Here is an 18,048-nt window from a genome sequence, read left to right on the forward strand (position 1 = left end):
GATAATAGACTAACGACCGCAGTGCAGCTGAAATTGTGCAAAGCACAAAAGTGCTGTTTATTTCCGCTTGTGTCCTCTCAATACCTAGGTAGTCTGCCTTCCGGTGTCGTTGGTGCGCAAATGCTTTTGATCTGTTTTGCCTCGCTCGGAGCTGCCGCAAGCCAGGCCGTGCGCCTGCCGGGTCTTCTGGTGATCGTATCGCTGCTGGCGGTGGCGATCGGCATCGAGGGGGCCCTGGAGCAGCGTGCCCTCGCGATCGTCCTGACCGATGCGGTCTGGATGCTCGTGGCGGTGGAGGCGTCCTATGTCGCGGCCTCGCTGCTCTGGACGTCCGAGGCCTCGCCCGCCGAACCCCGGAAGGCGTGAACCTTCGGGGCGTCCGGCTGAGCCGGCGCGCCCTACCGGAACGGGGGCTCGGGCTTGAGCAGATAGCGGGCGACGATCGTGCCGCCCAGCGCGCCGAGGAGCGCGCCCGATCCGCTGGCCATAGCGTCGATGACCTGCGCGGTCCGGCCGGGCACCCAGCGCTGGCCGATCTCCATGACGACCCCCAGGACGGTGAGCGGCACGCCGATCCGCCACCAGCGCAGCCCGGCACCGTAGCCGAGGACGAACAGGCCGGCGGTCCCGCCATACGCGATGGCGTGCTCGACCTGACCCGGCAGGGAGGTGCGCGCCTCCCAATCCCGCGGAATCCAGGAGAGCCAGACCAGGGTCCCTACGCTCAGCCAGGCCGCCGCGCGGACGAGCCTCGAAAGGGCGGTCAGACGTGGCGACATGCGTGTTTCGAACCTTTCCGATCTGGCCCCCTGCCCCCACGGGCCGTCCCCGGGGCGGGCGGCGGGGGCGACGGAACCCTGCCGCCGGCCGGCGCCGACGCGGGCGCGCGTTTTTCCCGATGGGGTCCGGTGCCGCTGCGCCCCTACGGGCGGTCAACGGGCCGGGTGGTTGCCCGGCGGTTCGCCTTGAGAAGCTTGCCGATCACGATGCCGGCCGGGACGGACAGGAGGGTCCAGAGGCGCAGGACGTGGAGGAGGCGGAAGACCATCACGCGCCCTCCCCCGCCTTCACGGCGGCGTCATACCCCGCCATCCACTGGGCGTGCGCCTGCGTGCCCTCGGCATAGGGGCAGTCCTCCCGGCGCAGGCCCTTGCCGGGGGCGTAGAACCCCAGCGCGTAGTGATCCAGGTTGTCGTCCGGGGGCTCTGTCATGGGCGGGAAGATAGGGCGCGCGAAAGGGCCTCCAAGAGCCCAACGCGTCCACGCCTCATCGGCGCGACGGAGTTCCGCCGGCATTCACATCACGCTGTCAGGTAGGGAATTTGTCTTTCCCAGCAAAGGCTTTGGAAAGAAATGGCGCGCCCGAAAGGATTCGAACCTCTGACCCCCAGATTCGTAGTCTGGTGCTCTATCCAGCTGAGCTACGGGCGCCTGCGACCGGTGGGGGTTGGTGCCGCCCCCGGTGTGAGCGGGTGTTTAGAGGCTCCTTTTTGCGCTGGCAACCCTGGCCGGACAGATTTTTCGCGGCGGTGCGCTTCGCCGTCCGTTCGGGGAGGGCGCGCGCGGGCACGACGTCCGGCCTCCCGGCGGGCGATCCCCTATCTCGTTCTTCGAACGCAGGCTCGTCTCGGTCGGAAGGTGTTCTTTCGCGGTGAAGGGCAGATCTGATGCCGGGATGCAGCGTATGCGTCGATCAAAATTGGTTTTTTGTCGGCTCGTGATATTGTCGTTTCATCCCGTCATCACTGTCAGGGCAAGGTGGAACATTTATGACAACGCTTCGGCTTGGCCGTTTGAACCGGGATTGCCGGTTTCCATCTTGGAACGCTTTGCGGTCCTCGGGAATTGAGAGGGTCTCTTGCCCGTCCTAGACTTATTCAAGGAGAATGCCGTGAAACGGTCCCTGACCACCCTCGCCCTTCTGACGATCCTCGGTGCGGGTTCGGCCTCCGCCCAGACCACCGTCACCGGCACCCCGGCCCCGGACGCCAAGTCGAGTGCCACCTCCGGCGGCCAGGAGGCCGTAACCCGGCCCAACACCGACAAGCCGGACGCCACCAAGCCGGCCACGGCCAAGGCGGCCTCGAACGCCAAGCTCGAGGAAGGCGCCAACAGCTTCACCGAGGCCCAGACGCACCACCGCCTCACCGAGGCCGGCTACAAGGACGTCAAGGGTCTGACCAAGGACGACAAGGGCATCTGGCGCGGCGAAGCGGTGCTCGACGGCAAGCCGGTCAAGGTCGGCGTCGACTTCAAGGGTAACGTCGCGGCCCAGTAGGCTGCCACCGCCCACCCCTCCCCTCGCCCGCACACAGGAGTTTCCCATGGCTCATCAGACCATCACCGCCCTGTACGACGATTACGACGCTGCCAGCACGGCCGTCTCCAAGCTCGAGGCCGCCGGCGTGGCGCATGCCGACATCAGCATCGTGAGCAGCAACGAGGGGGACCGGCATGCGGGGCGCGTGCGCTCCGCCTCCGACCTGGATGCCCCCGTCCACGGTGACACCCCGGAGAAGGCGTCCAGCGGCGCCGGAGCGGGCGCCACCGTCGGGACGGTCCTGGGCGGCGCCGCCGGTCTGCTGACCGGCCTCGGCCTGCTGGCGATCCCGGGCGTCGGCCCGGTCGTGGCGGCGGGCTGGCTCGTGGCCACGCTGACGGGCGCGGGCATCGGCGCGGCGGCGGGCGGCCTCGCCGGCGGCCTGACCGGCGCGGGCCTCAGCGAGACCGACGCCCATACCTACAGCGAGGGCGTGCGCCGCGGCGGCACCCTGGTGACGGTCCGGGCCGACCAGTCCCAGGCGGCCCGGGTGATGGACATCCTGGAGGAGCACGGTTCGATCGACGTCGACGAGCGCGCCCAGAACTGGCGGGCCGAGGGCTGGACCGCCCCGCAGGCCGCCGCCGCCACCTCGCCGAACGCCATCCCGGGCAACGCCCTGGGCGGGACCGTCGAGGGCCGCAACCGCGTGCGCGCCTACCCGACCACGCCGGTCTGATCGCCGCCCCACGGCCGCCCTCCGCGTGGGGGGCGGCCCTCGCAACGGCGGACACCCCGGCGGCCCTCGGCCCCGGGGTTTTTCGTGCGTGGACTGGGGGAGTCGTCGAGGCGCGGTCGCGTTGGGCCTCTCCGCGTGTACGCGGGCCACGGTCTCGCGACGGTCTGGGATGATCAGGAAAGGGTGGGTCCCGGAGCCGAAGCTCCGGGTTCTGTTTCGACGGTTACCCTACCGCAAGATGCTTACGCCGCGAGGCGGGCATCCATGACAACGTTATCGTTGGCATTTAGAGTTTTGGCCAAATGCTCGAAACAGGGGTTGCCTGCGTCGAACCGGTCGAGTCCTTACCGACAGCCGCATCGTCCCGCACCGAAGTGAGAGCGAACTCGCGATCCCTTTACCGCCCAGTCGATCCTATTTCGCCCCCATCAGAAGACCACCCGCCGACGTGGATGGGCTTGTGGTGGAGGCGCCGGAGTACTGCCCTCCGGGTCCTGAAACGTTATTACGAACCGGTCATCAACCGCAGATCCGATATAGGCGAAATCGCCGCGCGGGTCCAGTCGGCGCGCTATCCCGCCGCACCCGTCTCCCGAGCGAACCAATCGGCGTAGGGGGTGGTGTGGGCCATGTGCCGGTTGAGGTCGGGCGCGCCGTCGTCCCACCAGACGGGGCCGCGCTCCCCGAGGCCGCACTTGGCCGCGTCGACGGCCCGGCGGGCCTGCGCGACCGCGTCCGGATTCCCGGCCGCCTTGCCGGCCTTCACGGCCCGGCGCGCATCCATCAGCGCGGCGACGAGGGCGTCGCGCGCGGCGGGGTCGAGGTCGGGACGGGTCCGGCGCCAGAGCCGGCCACGTACCACGAGGTAGCGTCCGTCCGGCGTCACGAGGGGCGGTGCCGTTCCTGTTCGTGGCGGAGCCTTACCCCGTGGCGCGGCCACGGCGATGCGCCTGCTCCTCGATCAGGGCTTCCACGGCCGCGATCGTGTTCTCGAGGTCGGCCACGCGTCGCAGGACGCTGTCGGGCGGCAGCATCTCGATCTTCGCGGCTTCGGTGATGAGGGTCCTCTGAGCGTCCTTGAGGCGGTCGAGGAGGGATTCCAAGTCTGACATTGTCCGGCTTTAGCGGATGCCGGGGGCGACCCGCAATGCACATCGGAGCAAGAGGGCCGAGATATCCTTGGCTGATCTCCATGGCTATTGTCCGGCCGCGCGTCGAAATCCCGCGCGCGGCGCGGGCTCTGACTTCGGCGATCCTGCCCGGTCTTGACGGTCGCGGCTCAGGTAGAGTGGAAAACCACCGTCACACCGCCCTCCGTCTTGTCACGGAAGGTCTTGTCGCGATCAGGGCCGGCGGCGAGGTCGGTCGACCGCTGCGTCATCGGCGAGGTCCTGTCGAACCGGCCCGCCTGGATCCGAGCCGCAGATGGCGCCGTTCGCCGCCTCGACGATCCCGTTGCGGATCTCGGGGGCCGCCATGGCCGCCCCTGCTTCCCGGGGACCCGGCCCGTGGAACGGCGGCGGCATCGATCCCGTTGGCTCCGCGGTCCGTGCCGGAACCGTCTCCGGCCGGACGGCCCGTCCGGGAAGGCCGCATGCTGCTCCTCCTCCTGTCCCTCCTGCTCCTGGCGACCGTCGTCCTGATGGTGGTCCGGCGGCGCCACATCGGTCGCCTCACCTCCTTCGCGACGCTGCTGGCGGCCGTGATGCTGATGATCTGGATGCAGAACACCGGGCTCCTCCCGGGGAGCCAGGGGCGCTACAGCGACGACCGTCCCCGGACGAGCCTCGATCCTCCGGCGCCGGCGCCGCGCGCCCCCTGAGGGGCAAGCCCGTCACAGCACGACGCCTGTGTCGCTGGATCGCGTGGGATGCCATGGACCGTTCCGGCCGATCGCGCGTTCACCGCTCGGCCCGCGCACGTGTCTTGCTCGGGGGGCTCGTGTATCGGGGGCTGGGTCCCGTGCGGACCGTCCGGGGTTACGACAGATCCGGCGGCATCGGGTCCGAAGACGATCGAAGGATATTGGGGCGATGGCGAAAATTCTTCTGGTGGAAGATCACGAGGAGATCTGGGACTTCCTGTCCCGCCGGCTGAAGCGGCGCGGCTACGACGTGATCCTCGCCCATGACGGCGAATCCGGCGTTCAGCAGGCCCGCACCGGGCAGCCGGACGTCATCCTCCTCGACATGAACCTGCCGATCCTGGACGGCTGGTCGGCCGCCCGCGTGCTGAAATCCGGCAGCGACACCAAGGGCATCCCGATCATCGCCCTGACCGCCCACGCCATGTCGGGCGATCGCGACAAGGCGATCCAGGCCGGCTGCAACGACTACCATCCGAAGCCGGTGGACTTCTCCAAGCTGCTGACCCAGATCAACGCCGCCGTCGGTCCGCAGGCGCCCGCCATCGCCTGAGGCGGCCCGCCCGGCCGCGCGCCCCGCGCGCCCGATGCCGTCGCATCGGCTGCCGCGTCGCTCACCCCAACGAGACCGATCCATCCATGAGCGACGATCCCATCACCGCCCGCCTCCTGCGGCAGGCGATGCCGGTCTTCACGACCCTGGCCTCCTGCCTCCTCGTGATCACTATCGCGGCGGCCCTGTATCTCGGCCGCGACGTCTTCGTACCGGTGACCCTGGCGATCCTGCTCAGCTTCGTCCTGGTGCCCGGCGTGCGCCTCCTGCGCCGCATCCGGGTCCCGCGGGCGCTCGCCGTCCTGGTCGTGGTGCTCACCGCCTTCGGGGCGCTCCTCGGGGTCGCCCTCCTGATCGCCAACGAGACGGCGCAGCTCGCCTCCGACCTGCCCCGCTACCAGGTGACGATGCGCGAGAAGATCGCCTCCCTGAAGGAGGCGACCGCCGGCAGCGGCACCCTCTCGCGCATGGTCGACATGGTGCAGGACCTCAGTGCCGAGCTGCAGCCGGACCCGAACGCGACCCCGCCCGAGGGCAGCGCGGGCAGCCTCGCCCATCCCCTCCACGTCCAGATCGCCTCGGCCAAGGCCGGGCTGCTCGGAACCCTCGGCGCCGTCGCCGGCCCGATCCTGCATCCCCTCGCCACCACGGGCCTGATCCTGATCTTCACGATCTTCATCCTGCTGCAGCGAGAGGATCTGCGGAACCGCGCGATCCGGCTGGCGGGCTCGGGGGACCTGCGCCGGACCACGGCGGCCATCGACGACGCGGTGGCCCGCCTCAGCCGGTTCTTCCTGGCCCAGCTCGTCCTCAACATCGCCTTCGGCCTCGTGATCGGCCTCGGCCTGTGGTGGATCGGCGTGCCGAACCCGATCCTGTTCGGGGTGCTGGCCGCGATCATGCGCTTCGTGCCCTATATCGGCGCGGCGATCAGCGCCCTCCTGCCCCTCATCGTGGCCGCCGCCGTCGATCCGGGCTGGAGCATGGTCATCGCCACCGCGATCCTGTTCGTGGTGGTGGAGCCCATCGCCGGCCACGTGGTCGAGCCTCTGCTCTACGGCCATTCCACCGGGCTCTCGCCCATCGCGGTGATCCTGGCCGCCACCCTCTGGGCCTTCCTGTGGGGACCGATCGGCCTCGTGCTGGCGACCCCCATCACCGTCTGCCTCGTGGTGCTGGGGCGCCACATCGAGCGGCTCTGGTACCTCGACGTCATCCTGGGCGACCGCCCCGCCCTGTCGCCGCCGGAGATCTTCTACCAGCGCATGCTGGCGGGCGACCCCGAGGAGGCGATCGACCAGGGCCGGATGTTCCTCAAGGCCCGCGCCCTCGTCACCTATTACGACGAGGTGGTGCTGGCCGGCCTGCTGATGGCGCAGGAGGACCTCTCCCGCGGCACCCTCGACCGGACCCGCCAGGACGAGGTCGGCACCGCGCTCCGGGCCGTGGTCGCCCGCCTCGGGACCGTGCCGGCGGGCCGGACGATCGGTTCCTCCGCCTCGGCGGGCAATTCCGAGACCTCGGCGGCCATCGCCGCCATCGGGCCCGACCGGCAGGTCGCCGCCGTGGTTCTGCGCCCGGAGGACCTCCCGGCCCGCTGGCGGGCGGCCCGGCCCGTGCTCTGCGTGTCGAGCCGCGGCCCCTTCGACGAGGCGGCCACCGCGATGCTGGGGCAGATCCTCGGCCGGCACGGCCTCGGCGCGCAGGTGATGTCGATGGCGGAGCTGCGCCGGGGCGAAACGCCGGACGATCTCTCGGGGATCGCCCTGGTCTGCTTCTCCTACCTGGAACCCGTCAGCCTGTCGCAGATCCGGCTGAACGTCCGCCAGGCGCGGCGCGCGATTCCCGGCGTCCGGGTCCTCGTCGGCTTCTGGCGCGAGCGGGATCCGGCCTCCCTCGACCGGCTGCGCCGCACCCTCTCCGCCGACGTGCTGGTGACCACCCTGAACGGGGCGCTCGACGCCGCCCTGACCTTCGCCAAACGGGGGTGAGGCCGGGCCGGGCCAGGGGGGCCATTTGACATCCCCCTGGGCTTGACCCACTTCTCCCCCGCGCCGACCCCCTCTCCGGACGGGTGGCGACGCCCCCGCACAATCTGCGCATGGACGTTGCTGCGGGTCAGGCCCTGACGAGAGGCTAGTACCAGCACATGAAAGTCGTCGTCGTCGAGTCGCCGGCCAAGGCCAAGACGATCAACAAGTATCTCGGCCGCGACTACGAGGTTCTCGCCTCGTTCGGCCATATCCGAGACCTTCCGGCCAAGGACGGCTCCGTCGATCCGGAGGCGGACTTCCACATGCTGTGGGAGCTCGACGATCGCGGATCCAAGCGCGTCTCCGACATCGTCAAGGCGCTCAAGGGCGCCGACGGCCTGATTCTCGCCACCGACCCGGATCGCGAGGGCGAGGCGATCTCCTGGCACGTGGTCGAGGCGCTCACCGCCCGCCGCGCCCTCAAGGGCATGCCGGTGGAGCGCGTAACCTTCAACGCCATTACCAAGACGGCGGTGGAGACCGCCATGCGCCAGCCCCGGCAGATCGACCAGGCGCTGGTCGACGCCTACCTGGCCCGCCGGGCGCTCGACTACCTCGTGGGCTTCAACCTCTCGCCGGTGCTGTGGCGCAAGCTGCCCGGCGCCCGCTCGGCCGGGCGCGTGCAGTCGGTCGCGCTGCGCCTCGTCTGCGAGCGCGAGCGCGAGATCGAGGTCTTCAAGCCGCGGGAATACTGGTCCCTGGTGGCGACCCTGGTCACGGAGACCGGCGCCAGCTTCGAGGCCCGCCTCACCGGCGCGGACGGCAAGCGCATCCAGCGCCTGGACGTCGGCACCGGCGAGGAGGCGGCGGCCTTCAAGCGCGACCTCGAGCTCGGCACCTTCTCGGTCGGCAGCGTCGAGGCCAAGCCCGCCAAGCGCCACCCCGCCCCGCCCTTCACCACCTCGACCCTGCAGCAGGAGGCCTCCCGCAAGCTCGGGATGGCGCCGGCCCAGACCATGCGCGCCGCCCAGAAGCTCTACGAGGGTGTGGAGATCGACGGCGAGACGGTGGGCCTCATCACCTACATGCGGACCGACGGCGTCGACATGGCGCCCGAAGCCATCGCCGACGTGCGCCGGGTCGTCGCCCAGGAATACGGCGAGCGCTACCTGCCGGGCGCGCCGCGCAAATACAGCGTCAAGGCCAAGAACGCCCAGGAGGCGCACGAGGCCGTGCGCCCCACCGACATGGGCCGTCTGCCCAAGGCGGTGGCCCGCACCGTCGATGCCGAGCAGGCCAAGCTCTACGAGCTGATCTGGACCCGCACGGTGGCGAGCCAGATGGAATCGGCCGAACTGGAGCGCACGACGGTGGACGTCGTCGCCCAGGTCGGGCCGCGCACGCTGGAGCTGCGCGCCACCGGCCAGGTGGTGAAGTTCGACGGCTTCCTCACCCTCTACCAGGAGGGCAAGGACGACGAGGAGGACGAGGACGGCCGGCGCCTGCCGCCCATGAAGGCGGGCGACCCGCTCAAGCGCGAGCGCATCGCCTCGACCCAGCACTTCACCGAGCCGCCGCCGCGCTATTCCGAGGCCAGCCTCGTCAAGCGCATGGAGGAGCTCGGCATCGGCCGGCCCTCCACCTACGCCGCCGTGCTGCAGACCCTGCGCGACCGCGAATACGTGCGGATCGACAAGAAGCGCCTCGTGGCCGAGGACAAGGGCCGCCTCGTCACCGGCTTCCTCGAGAGCTTCTTCAAGCGCTACGTCGAGTACGACTTCACCGCCGATCTCGAGACGCAGCTCGACCGGGTCTCGAACGCCGAGATCGACTGGCGCGAGGTGCTGCGCGACTTCTGGCGCGACTTCTCCGCCGCGATCGCCGGCACCAAGGAGCTGCGCGTCGCGGAGGTGCTCGACGCGCTCAACGACCTGCTCGGCGCCCACATCTTCCCCGAGAAGGCCGACGGCTCGAACCCGCGCACCTGCCCCACCTGCGGCTCCGGCCAGCTCTCCCTGAAGCTCGGCAAGTTCGGCGCCTTCGTGGGCTGCTCGAACTATCCGGAGTGCAAGTACACCCGCCAGCTCGCCGCCTCGGGCGTCGAGGGCGACGGCGAGGGCTCGTCGGAGAACGGCGGTCAGCCCGGCACGCGGGTGCTCGGCAACGATCCCGCCTCCGGCCTGCCCGTGACGGTGCGCGACGGCCGCTTCGGTCCCTTCGTCCAGCTCGGCGAGGCCGCGGCCGAGAAGGAGGCGCCCAAGCCCAAGCGCTCCTCGATCCCGAAGGGCACCAGCCCGTCCTCGGTCGACCTGGAGATGGCCCTGAAGCTGCTCGCCCTGCCGCGCGAGGTGGCCCGCCACCCCGAGACCGGCGAGCCGATCCTGGCCAATCTCGGGCGCTTCGGGCCGTACGTGCAGCACGGCAAGATGTACGCGAATCTCGGGCGCGACGACGACGTGCTGGAGATCGGCGCCAACCGGGCCATCGACCTCATCGTCGCCAAGGAGCAGGGCGGCGGCCGGCGCGGGCCGGCGGCCGATCCGGGCCGGCCCCTCGGCGAGCACCCGGAGACGGGCAAGCCCATCGTGGTGAAGTCGGGCAAGTACGGCCCCTACGTCACCGACGGCACCACCAACGCGACGCTGCCCAAGACCATGGCGGCCGAGGCGGTCGACCTGCCCCAGGCCCTGGAGCTGATCGCCGCCCGGGAAGCCGCGGGCGGGGGCAAGAAGAAGGCTCCGGCCCGCAAGGCGGCGGGCGCCAAGGCCCCGGCGAAGAAGGCGGCGGTCAAGAAGGCCCCTGCGGCGAAGGCCGCCGGGAAGACGGCTGCAGCGGACGGGGACGAGGTCTCGGCCAAGCCCGCCGCGAAGGCGACGGCCGCCAAGAAACCGGTGAAGAGCACCAAGGCTGCGGCCGAGAAGCCCGCCGCCGCGGCACGCCGGAAGGCTTAAGGATCGGTGGCCGGGGCACCGGCCGCTGTCATACCGGTGCCATGCGGGCGGGGTAGCGGGGACGGTCGTCAGCCCGCGCCCCGCACCGGACCCGCCACGCCATGACCGCATCGAACCAGAACCGCTCGCAGGCCGCCGAGGCCGCCGAGGATCGCGGGTCGAACGGCAGCCGGAATCCGACTTTCGGCGACGTGGTGGCGGCGCGCTTCGACCGGCGCGACCTCCTGCGCGGTCTCCTCGGCGTCGGCGCCATCGCGGCGGTGGTGACGCCCCGCGCCCTGGCCGCCGGCGGGGCGCGGGCGGCCGACGCCGCGTCCCGCCCCGACGCCCGCTTTCCCTTCGCCGAGATCGAGGCCGGATCGGATGCGCACCACCACGTCGCCGCCGGGCACGATGCCGAGATCCTGATCCGCTGGGGCGACCCGGTGCTGCCCGGCGCACCCGCCTTCGACCCGCGCAATCAGTCCGCGGCGGCACAGGCCCAGCAGTTCGGCTACAACAACGACTTCGTCGGCTACTTCCCCATGCCGGGGGCGGCCGACCCGGCGGCGCACGGCCTCCTCGTCGTCAACCACGAATACACCAACGAGGAACTCATGTTCCCCGGCCTCGGGCGCCAGGACGGCAAGGCGGTGGACTTCCAGGGCATGACCCGGGCGCTCGTCGACATCGAGATGGCGGCCCATGGCGGCTCGGTCCTCGAGATCCGGCGCCGGGACGGCCGCTGGACGGTGGTGCCGGATTCCAAATACGCCCGCCGCATCACCGCCACGACGCCGATGGCGCTGACCGGCCCGGCCGCCGGCACCGACCGGGTGCGGACCGGCGCCGATCCCAGCGGCCGGTCGGCCCTCGGGATGATCAACAACTGCGCCGGCGGCACGACCCCCTGGGGCACGTGGCTGACCTGCGAGGAGAACATCAACTACTACTTCTCCGGCGCCCTGCCGAAGGACTCGCCGGAGGCCGCCAACCATAAGCGCTTCAACCTGCCGGCCAACGCCTATGCCTGGGGCCGCTTCCACCCGCGCTTCGACCTCGGCCGCGAGCCCAACGAGCCGAACCGCTTCGGCTGGGTGGTGGAGATCGACCCCTTCGACCCGACGAGCGTCCCCAAGAAGCGCACGGCCCTGGGGCGCTTCAAGCACGAGGGCGCGGCCGGCATCGTCGCGAAGGCCGGGCAGTACGTGATCTACCAGGGCGACGACGAGCGTTTCGACTACGTCTACAAGTTCGTCACCCTGGGCCGGGCCGACAGCGGCGACCGCGACCTCCTCGATTCCGGCACCCTGCATGTCGCCCGCTTCGACGCCGACGGGCGCGGCACCTGGATGCCGCTGGTCTTCGGGCAGGGTCCGCTGACGCCCGAGAACGGCTTTGCATCCCAGGCCGACGTGGTGATCGGCGCCCGGCTCGCCGCCGACTGGCTCGGGGCCACCAAGATGGACCGGCCCGAAGACGTCGAGGCCAACCCGAAGACCGGCAAGGTCTACGTGATGCTGACCAACAACGGGAAGCGCAAGGCCGATCAGGTCGACGCCGCCAACCCGCGGGCCGACAATCGGTTCGGCCATATCGTCGAGCTCACCCCCGACGACGGCGACCATGCCGCCACCGGATTCACCTGGGAGATCCTGGTCCGCTGCGGCGATCCGAGCATCGCCCAGGTCGGCGCCACCTTCTCGTCGGCCACCACGACGAACGGCTGGTTCGGGATGCCGGACAATTGCTCGGTCGACGGCCTCGGCCGGCTCTGGGTCGCCACGGACGGCAATGCCCCATCGCGCACCGGCCGCAACGACGGCATCTGGGCGGTGGAGACCGAAGGGGCGGGCCGCGGCACGGGCAAGCACTTCTTCCGCGTGCCCCACGGCGCCGAGATGTGCGGCCCCTATTTCACCCCCGACGACACCACCTTCTTCGTGGCCGTGCAGCATCCCGGCGAGGCCGACGAGGAGGACCCGAAGGCGGTGCCCGCCACCTTCGAGGCGCCCGCCACCCGCTGGCCGGACTTCGACCCGGCGATGCCGCCCCGCCCCGCCGTGCTGACGATCACCCGCCGCGGGGGCGGCCGCGTCGGGACCTGAGGCGGCCCACGGGCGCGGCGCCCGGCGCGACGATCCACGGATCACGCCACCGTCAGGCCTTCTTAACCACCCCCATACCATGTCATGGGGTGGTACGCCCTGTGCGGCGGGGGCTTCCGGCTCCCGCCTCTCGGAGCGGGAACCCCTTTCTGTTTCCGGTTTGTTCCGGTATGGTGAGAGGATGAAGGCGAATGCTGCACGGTCTCCCTCTGCGATCCGGCCCGCGAAGCCCGCGGCTGCCCCCTCACCCGCGCGAGGCGCTCCGGTGAGCGACCCCGCACGCGATCTCTTCGCCGGCGGCAAGGCGCCCCTGCCGAAGACCGCCGAGCGGCGCAAGCTCGACGCTGTGGCGCCGCTTCCCCCCGTCTCGGCGGAGGCCGGTTACGACGCCTCCACCATCGAGGTGCTGGAGGGGCTGGAGCCGGTGCGCCGCCGCCCCGGCATGTATATCGGCGGCACCGACGAGCGCGCCCTGCACCACCTCTTCGCCGAGGTGATCGACAATTCCATGGACGAGGCGGTGGCGGGCCATGCCAGCTTCATCGAGGTGGAGCTGGAGGAGAGCGGCCACCTCGTCGTCACCGACAACGGCCGCGGCATCCCCGTCGACCCGCACCCGAAATACCCGAACAAGTCCGCGCTCGAGGTCATCATGACCATCCTGCACGCGGGCGGTAAGTTCGACTCGAAGGTCTACGAGACGTCCGGAGGCCTGCACGGCGTCGGCATCTCGGTGGTCAACGCCCTCTCGGACGAGCTCGAGGTCGAGGTCGCCCGCAGCCAGACCCTCTACCGCCAGACCTTTTCGCGGGGGCATGTCCAGGGTCCCTTGGAAACCGTCGGCCGGGTGCAGAACCGGCGCGGCACCCGCGTGCGCTTCCACCCCGATGCCGAGATCTTCGGGGCGCTGAAGTTCGATCCCCGCCGCTTGTTCAAGATGGCCCGCTCCAAGGCCTACCTGTTCGGCGGCGTCGAGATCCGCTGGCGCTGCGCCCCCGCCCTCCTCGAGGGCCTGGACGACGTGCCGGCCGAGACCGTGCACCGCTTCCCCGGGGGCCTGCGCGACTATCTCGCCCGCGATCTCGAGGGCAAGGAACTCGTCACCGACGCGATCTTTTCCGGCAAGATCACCAAGCCGGGCGGGCACGGCTCCCTCGAATGGGCCGTCGCCTGGATGGTGACCGACGACGGCGTCTCGGCCTCCTACTGCAACACCATCCCGACGGCGGAGGGCGGCACCCACGAGAGCGGCCTGCGCGTCGCCCTGCTGCGGGCCCTGCGCGAGCATGCCGAGCGCGTCGGCCAGGCCAAGCGCATGACGGCGGTGACCACCGACGACGTCATGGCGACCTGCGCCTCGATGCTCTCGGTCTTCATCCGCGAGCCCGAGTTCCAGGGCCAGACCAAGGACAAGCTCGCCACCGTCGAGGCCTCGCGCATCGTCGAGACCGCGATCCGCGACGCGTTCGACCACTGGCTCGCCGCCTCCCCGGCCCAGGCCAACAAGCTCCTCGACTGGGTGATCGACCGGGCCGAGGAGCGCCTGCGCCGGCGCCAGGAGAAGGAGGTCGCGCGCAAGTCCGCCACCCGCAAGCTGCGCCTGCCCGGCAAGCTCGCCGACTGCTCCAAGGCCGGCATGGCCGGCTCGGAGATCTTCATCGTCGAGGGCGACTCGGCCGGCGGCTCGGCCAAGCAGGCGCGCGACCGCGCCACCCAGGCGATTCTCCCCTTGCGCGGCAAGATCCTCAACGTCGCCTCGGCCAGCCGGGACAAGCTCGGCGCCAACCAGCTGATCTCGGACCTGACCCAGGCGCTCGGCTGCGGTACCGGCACGGGCTACCGCTCGGAGGACCTTCGCTACGAGAAGGTGATCATCATGACGGACGCCGACGTCGACGGCGCCCACATCGCCTCGCTGCTGATCACGTTCTTCTACCGGCAGATGCCCAAGCTCATCGACCGCGGGCACCTCTACCTGGCGATCCCGCCGCTCTACCGGATCAGCCAGGGCGCCAAGACGGCCTACGCTCGCGACGACGACCACAAGGCGCAACTGATCAAGACGGTGTTCAAGAACGGCAAGGTCGAGATCGGCCGCTTCAAGGGCCTCGGCGAGATGATGCCCGCCCAGTTGAAGGAGACCACCATGGACCCGAAGAAGCGCACGCTCCTGCGGGTGGAGGTGCTGGACGAGGCCCGCGACTCCACCGGGGACGCGGTGGAGCGCCTGATGGGCAACAAGCCCGAGGCGCGCTTCACCTTCATCTCCGAGCGTGCCGCCTTCGCCGACGGGGCCGAGCTCGACATCTGAGACGGCGATCGCCCGCGCCTTCGGAAGACCGGACGCGCGGGCGACGATCGACGGGCCTCGAACGGACGCCCGTCTTGAAGAGGAGCCCAGACGCAAGAAAGCCCGGCCGCGAGGCCGGGCTTTCTTGTTGGCCGGGGCCCGCGCGACCGGATCGACCGCGCGGGAGGCCGTGGGTTCAGATCCTAGTAGGAGCCGAACTTGTAGTTCAGGCCGGCGCGGACGACGGCGAACTCGGTGTCGCGAACCTGGCGGCCGCCGCTGACGAGCACGACGCCCGGGCTGGTGGTGGTGATGACGGTGCCGACGTTGTTGACCGCGAAGGCGCCGTTGTTGCGGTTGCCCTGGTCGAGGTTCACGTACAGCACGACGCCCGGGCTGGTGGTGGTGATGACGGTGCCGACGTTGTTGACCGCGAAGGCGCCGTTGTTGCGGTTGCCCTGGTCGAGGTTCACGTACAGACCTTCGAYCTTCAGCGTCACGGCCGAGGASYKGAAGAAGTTCAGGAACGAGTCGGTGGGSAGCGCGTACTCGATACCGCCGCCGGCAGCCCAGCCGGTCTGGAAGTCGTCACGGCTGCGGTTGGTCAGACCGAAGTCGCGACCGCCGCCCGAACCGTAGGCGAAGCCGCCGGTGCCGTACACGAGGGTGCGGTCGAAGGCGTAGCCGAGGCGACCGCGGACGGTGCCGAAGTAGTCGAGGCCCGAGACGCCGGCCGGGTTGAASACCTGCTGGGCGGCCAGCGGGCCGGTAGCCGAGAAGCGGTTCCGCTCACGACCGAAGTCGACGTACTGGGCATCGGCCTCGATACCGACGACCACGCCCGAACCCGGGGTGAACTGGTAGTTGTAGCCGATCTGGCCACCGCCGACGAAGCCGTCGTTGCTGCGGCCGGCATCGGCCTCGATACCGACGACCACGCCCGAACCCGGGGTGAACTGGTAGTTGTAGCCGATCTGGCCACCGCCGACGAAGCCGTCGTTGCTGCGGCCGTTGCCGAAGGCGATGGCAGCGGTGGTGCCCGGCAGGACCAGGGTGCTGGCGCCGTTCACGCCGATGACGGTCGCCTGGTTGTTGCTGGAGGCGTCGAAGCCGTAACCGGCGTTGAAACCGGCGTAGAAGCCGGTCCAGGTGAACACCGGCACCGGCACGAACACCGGGGGAGCCGCGCGGCGCGGAAGGTCGCCTGGTTGTTGCTGGAGGCGTCGAAGCCGTAACCGGCGTTGAAACCGGCGTAGAAGCCGGTCCAGGTGAACACCGGCACCGGCACGAACACCGGGGGGGCCGCGCGGCGCGGAAGGTCGGCGGCAGAGGCGGCGCCGGCGAGGAGGGCCGTGGCGGCGCTGGCGAGGATGAGGGTCTTGATCATGTCTGGTCTACCGGGGGAAAGCTGCCGCGCACTCTCGGTGCGGTGTGAAGAGACCTTACCGACAGGGCAGGTCTGGCCACTAGTGCAGACGCGCAACACCTAGATCAGAATGATGAAGCTCGGATTGGTCAAAGAATGCGTTAGGGTTTTACTTACCATAATATTGGCGGTGGCCCTAACGCTCGGCCCGGCTCTTGGTTCCCGGAAAAACGGCCCGCGGGCCGTTAGGCCGCGGGCTGTGCGTGGGCATCGTGCGATCCGAGGATCCCTCGGGGCGGATCTGCCGTCCGAGGCCCTCCCCGGACGGGTTCTGTCGGCCGAAGGAAACGACGCGCCGGGTTGGACATGGATCGACCGGCCGGTGCGCAGCGGGGTCCGTCAACCGGCCAGGGCGCGCATCTCCGAGACACCATCGTGGAGCACGTAACCGCGGCCCCAGACGGTCTCGATGTAGTTCTTGCCCTGGCTGGCGTTGGCGAGCTTCTTGCGCAGCTTGCAGATGAAGACGTCGATGATCTTCAGCTCGGGCTCGTCCATGCCGCCGTAGAGATGGTTGAGGAACATCTCCTTGGTCAGCGTCGTGCCCTTCCGCAGGGCCAGCAGCTCCAGGATCTGGTACTCCTTGCCCGTGAGCTTCACGTAGCTACCCGCGATCGCCACCGTCTTCTCATCGAGGTTCACGATCAGGTCGCCGGTGGTGATCACCGACTGGGCGTGGCCCTTCGAGCGGCGCACGATCGCCTGGATGCGGGCGACGAGTTCGTCCTTGTGGAAGGGCTTGGTCAGGTAGTCGTCGGCGCCGAAGCCGAGGCCCTTCACCTTGTCCTCGATGCCGGCCATGCAGCACCTCGTAGCCCGAKATGTCCGGCAGGGTCAGATCCAGCAAGATGATGTCGTAGTCGTAGAGCTTGCCGAGATCGATCCCCTCCTCACCCAAATCCGTGGTGTAGGTGTTGAAGCTCTCGGACTTGAGCATCAACTCGATGCTCTGCGCGACAGAGGCGTCGTCCTCAATCAGCAGCACACGCATGGGCCAGGATTGAACGCGCATCGGCAACAAACCGTTAAGGTTGCACCGCCGCTCCACAAAACACCGGCCTTGAAGCCCCGATCATCCGGATGGTGGTTCATGACGCAGCCCCGCCGCCCGATCTGTTCACGGGCTGGCGGGGAGGATCGTCCATCTCACGGGCGAGCCGGTACGCAACGTGGCTCGCCGTCAGGATGCCGGCCTTCGGTTACCCGAAGGCTCACGGCCAATCCTCGTCCCGCGTGTCGATGTGGGACCGCCACATCGGGGATGCGCGTCCGTCCCGCGCTGCGGGTGCCGTGGCGGCCGAACCCTGCGCCGTTCCCTGAGCATAGAACGTCGCAGAGCGTCTGATTCCGCCGTCGCCGGCCCGTCTCGGCTGTCGCCGACCGTCGTGAAGCGACCGGCGACCGCGCTGGCGGGCCGCCTTGCAGGCGATTCAGGGCTACGCGGCCTTGCCACGCCCCTTGGCCGTTGGCTGTGGCGCCTCGCTGCGATCGCCGACCCGGCCGAGGCCGATCGACTTTGCCAGGGCCGAACGCTGGGCGGCATAGTCCGGCGCGACCATCGGGTAGTCCGCCGGCAGGCCGTAGCGCTGACGGTAGCTGTGCGGATCGAGGCCATGGCCGGTCAGGTGACGCTTGAGCGTCTTGTACGTCTTGCCGTCGAGGAAGCTGACGATACCGGCCGGCGTCACCGACTTGCGGATCTGTGCGGGCGTCGCCTTCTCGGGGGCCTCCTCCGGAACGGGCTCGGCCACCCCGGTGGTGAGCCGCGCGAGCGCCGCATGGACACTCCGAATCAGCCCCGCCAGCTCGGATGTCGGAAGCGAATTGTTCGCGACATAGGCGGAGACGATGTCACCGGCGAGGTCGACAAGATCGGAGTTCTGGTTGTCTGCGCTGTCCGTCATG

At 69.8% G+C, this 18,048-nt stretch carries 16 protein-coding genes, 1 tRNA gene, 1 other RNA gene and 2 pseudogenes; 9 read left to right on the top strand and 11 right to left on the bottom strand.

What is annotated here, in order from left to right; genetic code table 11:
* The first annotated feature begins 189 nt into the window (after positions 1-189).
* Complete coding sequence (locus ASG51_RS17770) at positions 190-366, top strand: hypothetical protein (protein WP_156389778.1); 177 nt, start codon at positions 190-192, stop codon at positions 364-366.
* Between the two features lie 32 nt (positions 367-398).
* On the opposite strand, the gene ASG51_RS17775 is transcribed toward ASG51_RS17770, so the two are convergent.
* The 4 genes from ASG51_RS17775 to ASG51_RS17785 all read right to left on the bottom strand — a co-directional run bounded on the left by ASG51_RS17775 (position 399) and on the right by ASG51_RS17785 (position 1,431).
* On the bottom strand, positions 399-779 hold the full coding sequence (locus ASG51_RS17775) for a hypothetical protein (protein WP_056272103.1): 381 nt from the start codon (positions 777-779) through the stop codon (positions 399-401).
* A gap of 143 nt (positions 780-922) precedes the next feature.
* Positions 923-1,048 carry a hypothetical protein gene (locus ASG51_RS25385; RefSeq protein WP_274534723.1) on the bottom strand — a complete coding sequence of 42 codons (126 nt, stop codon included), beginning with the start codon at positions 1,046-1,048 and terminating at the stop codon, positions 923-925.
* Positions 1,048-1,212 carry a hypothetical protein gene (locus ASG51_RS17780; protein WP_056213461.1) on the bottom strand — a complete coding sequence of 55 codons (165 nt, stop codon included), beginning with the start codon at positions 1,210-1,212 and terminating at the stop codon, positions 1,048-1,050. Before ASG51_RS17780 ends, ASG51_RS25385 begins: the two co-directional genes overlap by 1 nt.
* A gap of 142 nt (positions 1,213-1,354) precedes the next feature.
* A tRNA-Arg gene (locus ASG51_RS17785) sits at positions 1,355-1,431 on the bottom strand.
* 460 nt (positions 1,432-1,891) lie between these two features.
* Between ASG51_RS17785 and ASG51_RS17790 the strand changes: the two genes are divergently transcribed.
* Positions 1,892-2,278 (top strand): hypothetical protein, encoded by a 387-nt coding sequence (locus ASG51_RS17790; RefSeq protein ID WP_056219689.1) that lies wholly within the window; start codon positions 1,892-1,894, stop codon positions 2,276-2,278.
* A 46-nt stretch (positions 2,279-2,324) separates the two neighbouring features.
* The gene (locus tag ASG51_RS17795) at positions 2,325-2,999 is read left to right on the top strand and encodes a hypothetical protein (RefSeq protein ID WP_056219691.1); all 675 of its coding nucleotides are present in this window, start codon (positions 2,325-2,327) and stop codon (positions 2,997-2,999) included.
* A 200-nt stretch (positions 3,000-3,199) separates the two neighbouring features.
* Here ASG51_RS17795 and ssrA read toward each other — a convergent pair.
* The 3 genes from ssrA to ASG51_RS17805 all read right to left on the bottom strand — a co-directional run bounded on the left by ssrA (position 3,200) and on the right by ASG51_RS17805 (position 4,111).
* Positions 3,200-3,565: a transfer-messenger RNA gene (gene ssrA / locus ASG51_RS23605) on the bottom strand.
* A 5-nt stretch (positions 3,566-3,570) separates the two neighbouring features.
* Complete coding sequence (locus ASG51_RS17800) at positions 3,571-3,885, bottom strand: hypothetical protein (RefSeq protein WP_056348231.1); 315 nt, start codon at positions 3,883-3,885, stop codon at positions 3,571-3,573.
* A gap of 34 nt (positions 3,886-3,919) precedes the next feature.
* A complete protein-coding gene (locus ASG51_RS17805; RefSeq protein ID WP_056219697.1) occupies positions 3,920-4,111 on the bottom strand; it encodes a hypothetical protein in 192 nt (63 codons plus the stop codon).
* A 482-nt stretch (positions 4,112-4,593) separates the two neighbouring features.
* Between ASG51_RS17805 and ASG51_RS17810 the strand changes: the two genes are divergently transcribed.
* From ASG51_RS17810 to parE, 6 genes are all read left to right on the top strand, one after another.
* Positions 4,594-4,821 (top strand): hypothetical protein, encoded by a 228-nt coding sequence (locus ASG51_RS17810; RefSeq protein ID WP_056382219.1) that lies wholly within the window; start codon positions 4,594-4,596, stop codon positions 4,819-4,821.
* Between the two features lie 211 nt (positions 4,822-5,032).
* Positions 5,033-5,416, top strand: coding sequence for a response regulator (locus tag ASG51_RS17815; RefSeq protein WP_055955569.1), 384 nt, complete (start codon positions 5,033-5,035; stop codon positions 5,414-5,416).
* Positions 5,417-5,502: 86 nt separating this feature from the next.
* Positions 5,503-7,407: an AI-2E family transporter gene (locus tag ASG51_RS17820; RefSeq protein ID WP_056272117.1), complete on the top strand. Its 1,905-nt coding sequence runs from the start codon at positions 5,503-5,505 to the stop codon at positions 7,405-7,407.
* 158 nt (positions 7,408-7,565) lie between these two features.
* Complete coding sequence (topA, locus tag ASG51_RS17825) at positions 7,566-10,340, top strand: type I DNA topoisomerase (protein ID WP_056382220.1); 2,775 nt, start codon at positions 7,566-7,568, stop codon at positions 10,338-10,340.
* Positions 10,341-10,441: 101 nt separating this feature from the next.
* A complete protein-coding gene (locus ASG51_RS17830; RefSeq protein WP_056382222.1) occupies positions 10,442-12,427 on the top strand; it encodes a PhoX family phosphatase in 1,986 nt (661 codons plus the stop codon).
* A 265-nt stretch (positions 12,428-12,692) separates the two neighbouring features.
* Positions 12,693-14,738, top strand: a complete 2,046-nt coding sequence (gene parE, locus ASG51_RS17835) for a DNA topoisomerase IV subunit B (RefSeq protein WP_056272126.1) — start codon at positions 12,693-12,695, stop codon at positions 14,736-14,738.
* Positions 14,739-14,920: 182 nt separating this feature from the next.
* Here parE and ASG51_RS23610 read toward each other — a convergent pair whose 3' ends face one another.
* From ASG51_RS23610 to ASG51_RS17850, 4 genes and pseudogenes are all read right to left on the bottom strand, one after another.
* Entirely contained in the window at positions 14,921-15,892 is a 972-nt protein-coding gene (locus tag ASG51_RS23610; protein ID WP_244480187.1) for a porin family protein, read from the bottom strand.
* A 50-nt stretch (positions 15,893-15,942) separates the two neighbouring features.
* Positions 15,943-16,104: pseudogene (locus ASG51_RS24330) on the bottom strand (porin family protein); the annotation flags it as partial.
* A 378-nt stretch (positions 16,105-16,482) separates the two neighbouring features.
* Positions 16,483-17,134: pseudogene (locus ASG51_RS17845) on the bottom strand (response regulator transcription factor).
* A 445-nt stretch (positions 17,135-17,579) separates the two neighbouring features.
* On the bottom strand, positions 17,580-18,047 hold the full coding sequence (locus ASG51_RS17850; RefSeq protein ID WP_056216256.1) for a MucR family transcriptional regulator: 468 nt from the start codon (positions 18,045-18,047) through the stop codon (positions 17,580-17,582).
* Between the last annotated feature and the right edge of the window lies 1 nt (position 18,048).

Origin of the sequence: Methylobacterium sp. Leaf465 (genome assembly GCF_001424705.1) — a bacterium.
GTDB lineage: Bacteria > Pseudomonadota > Alphaproteobacteria > Rhizobiales > Beijerinckiaceae > Methylobacterium.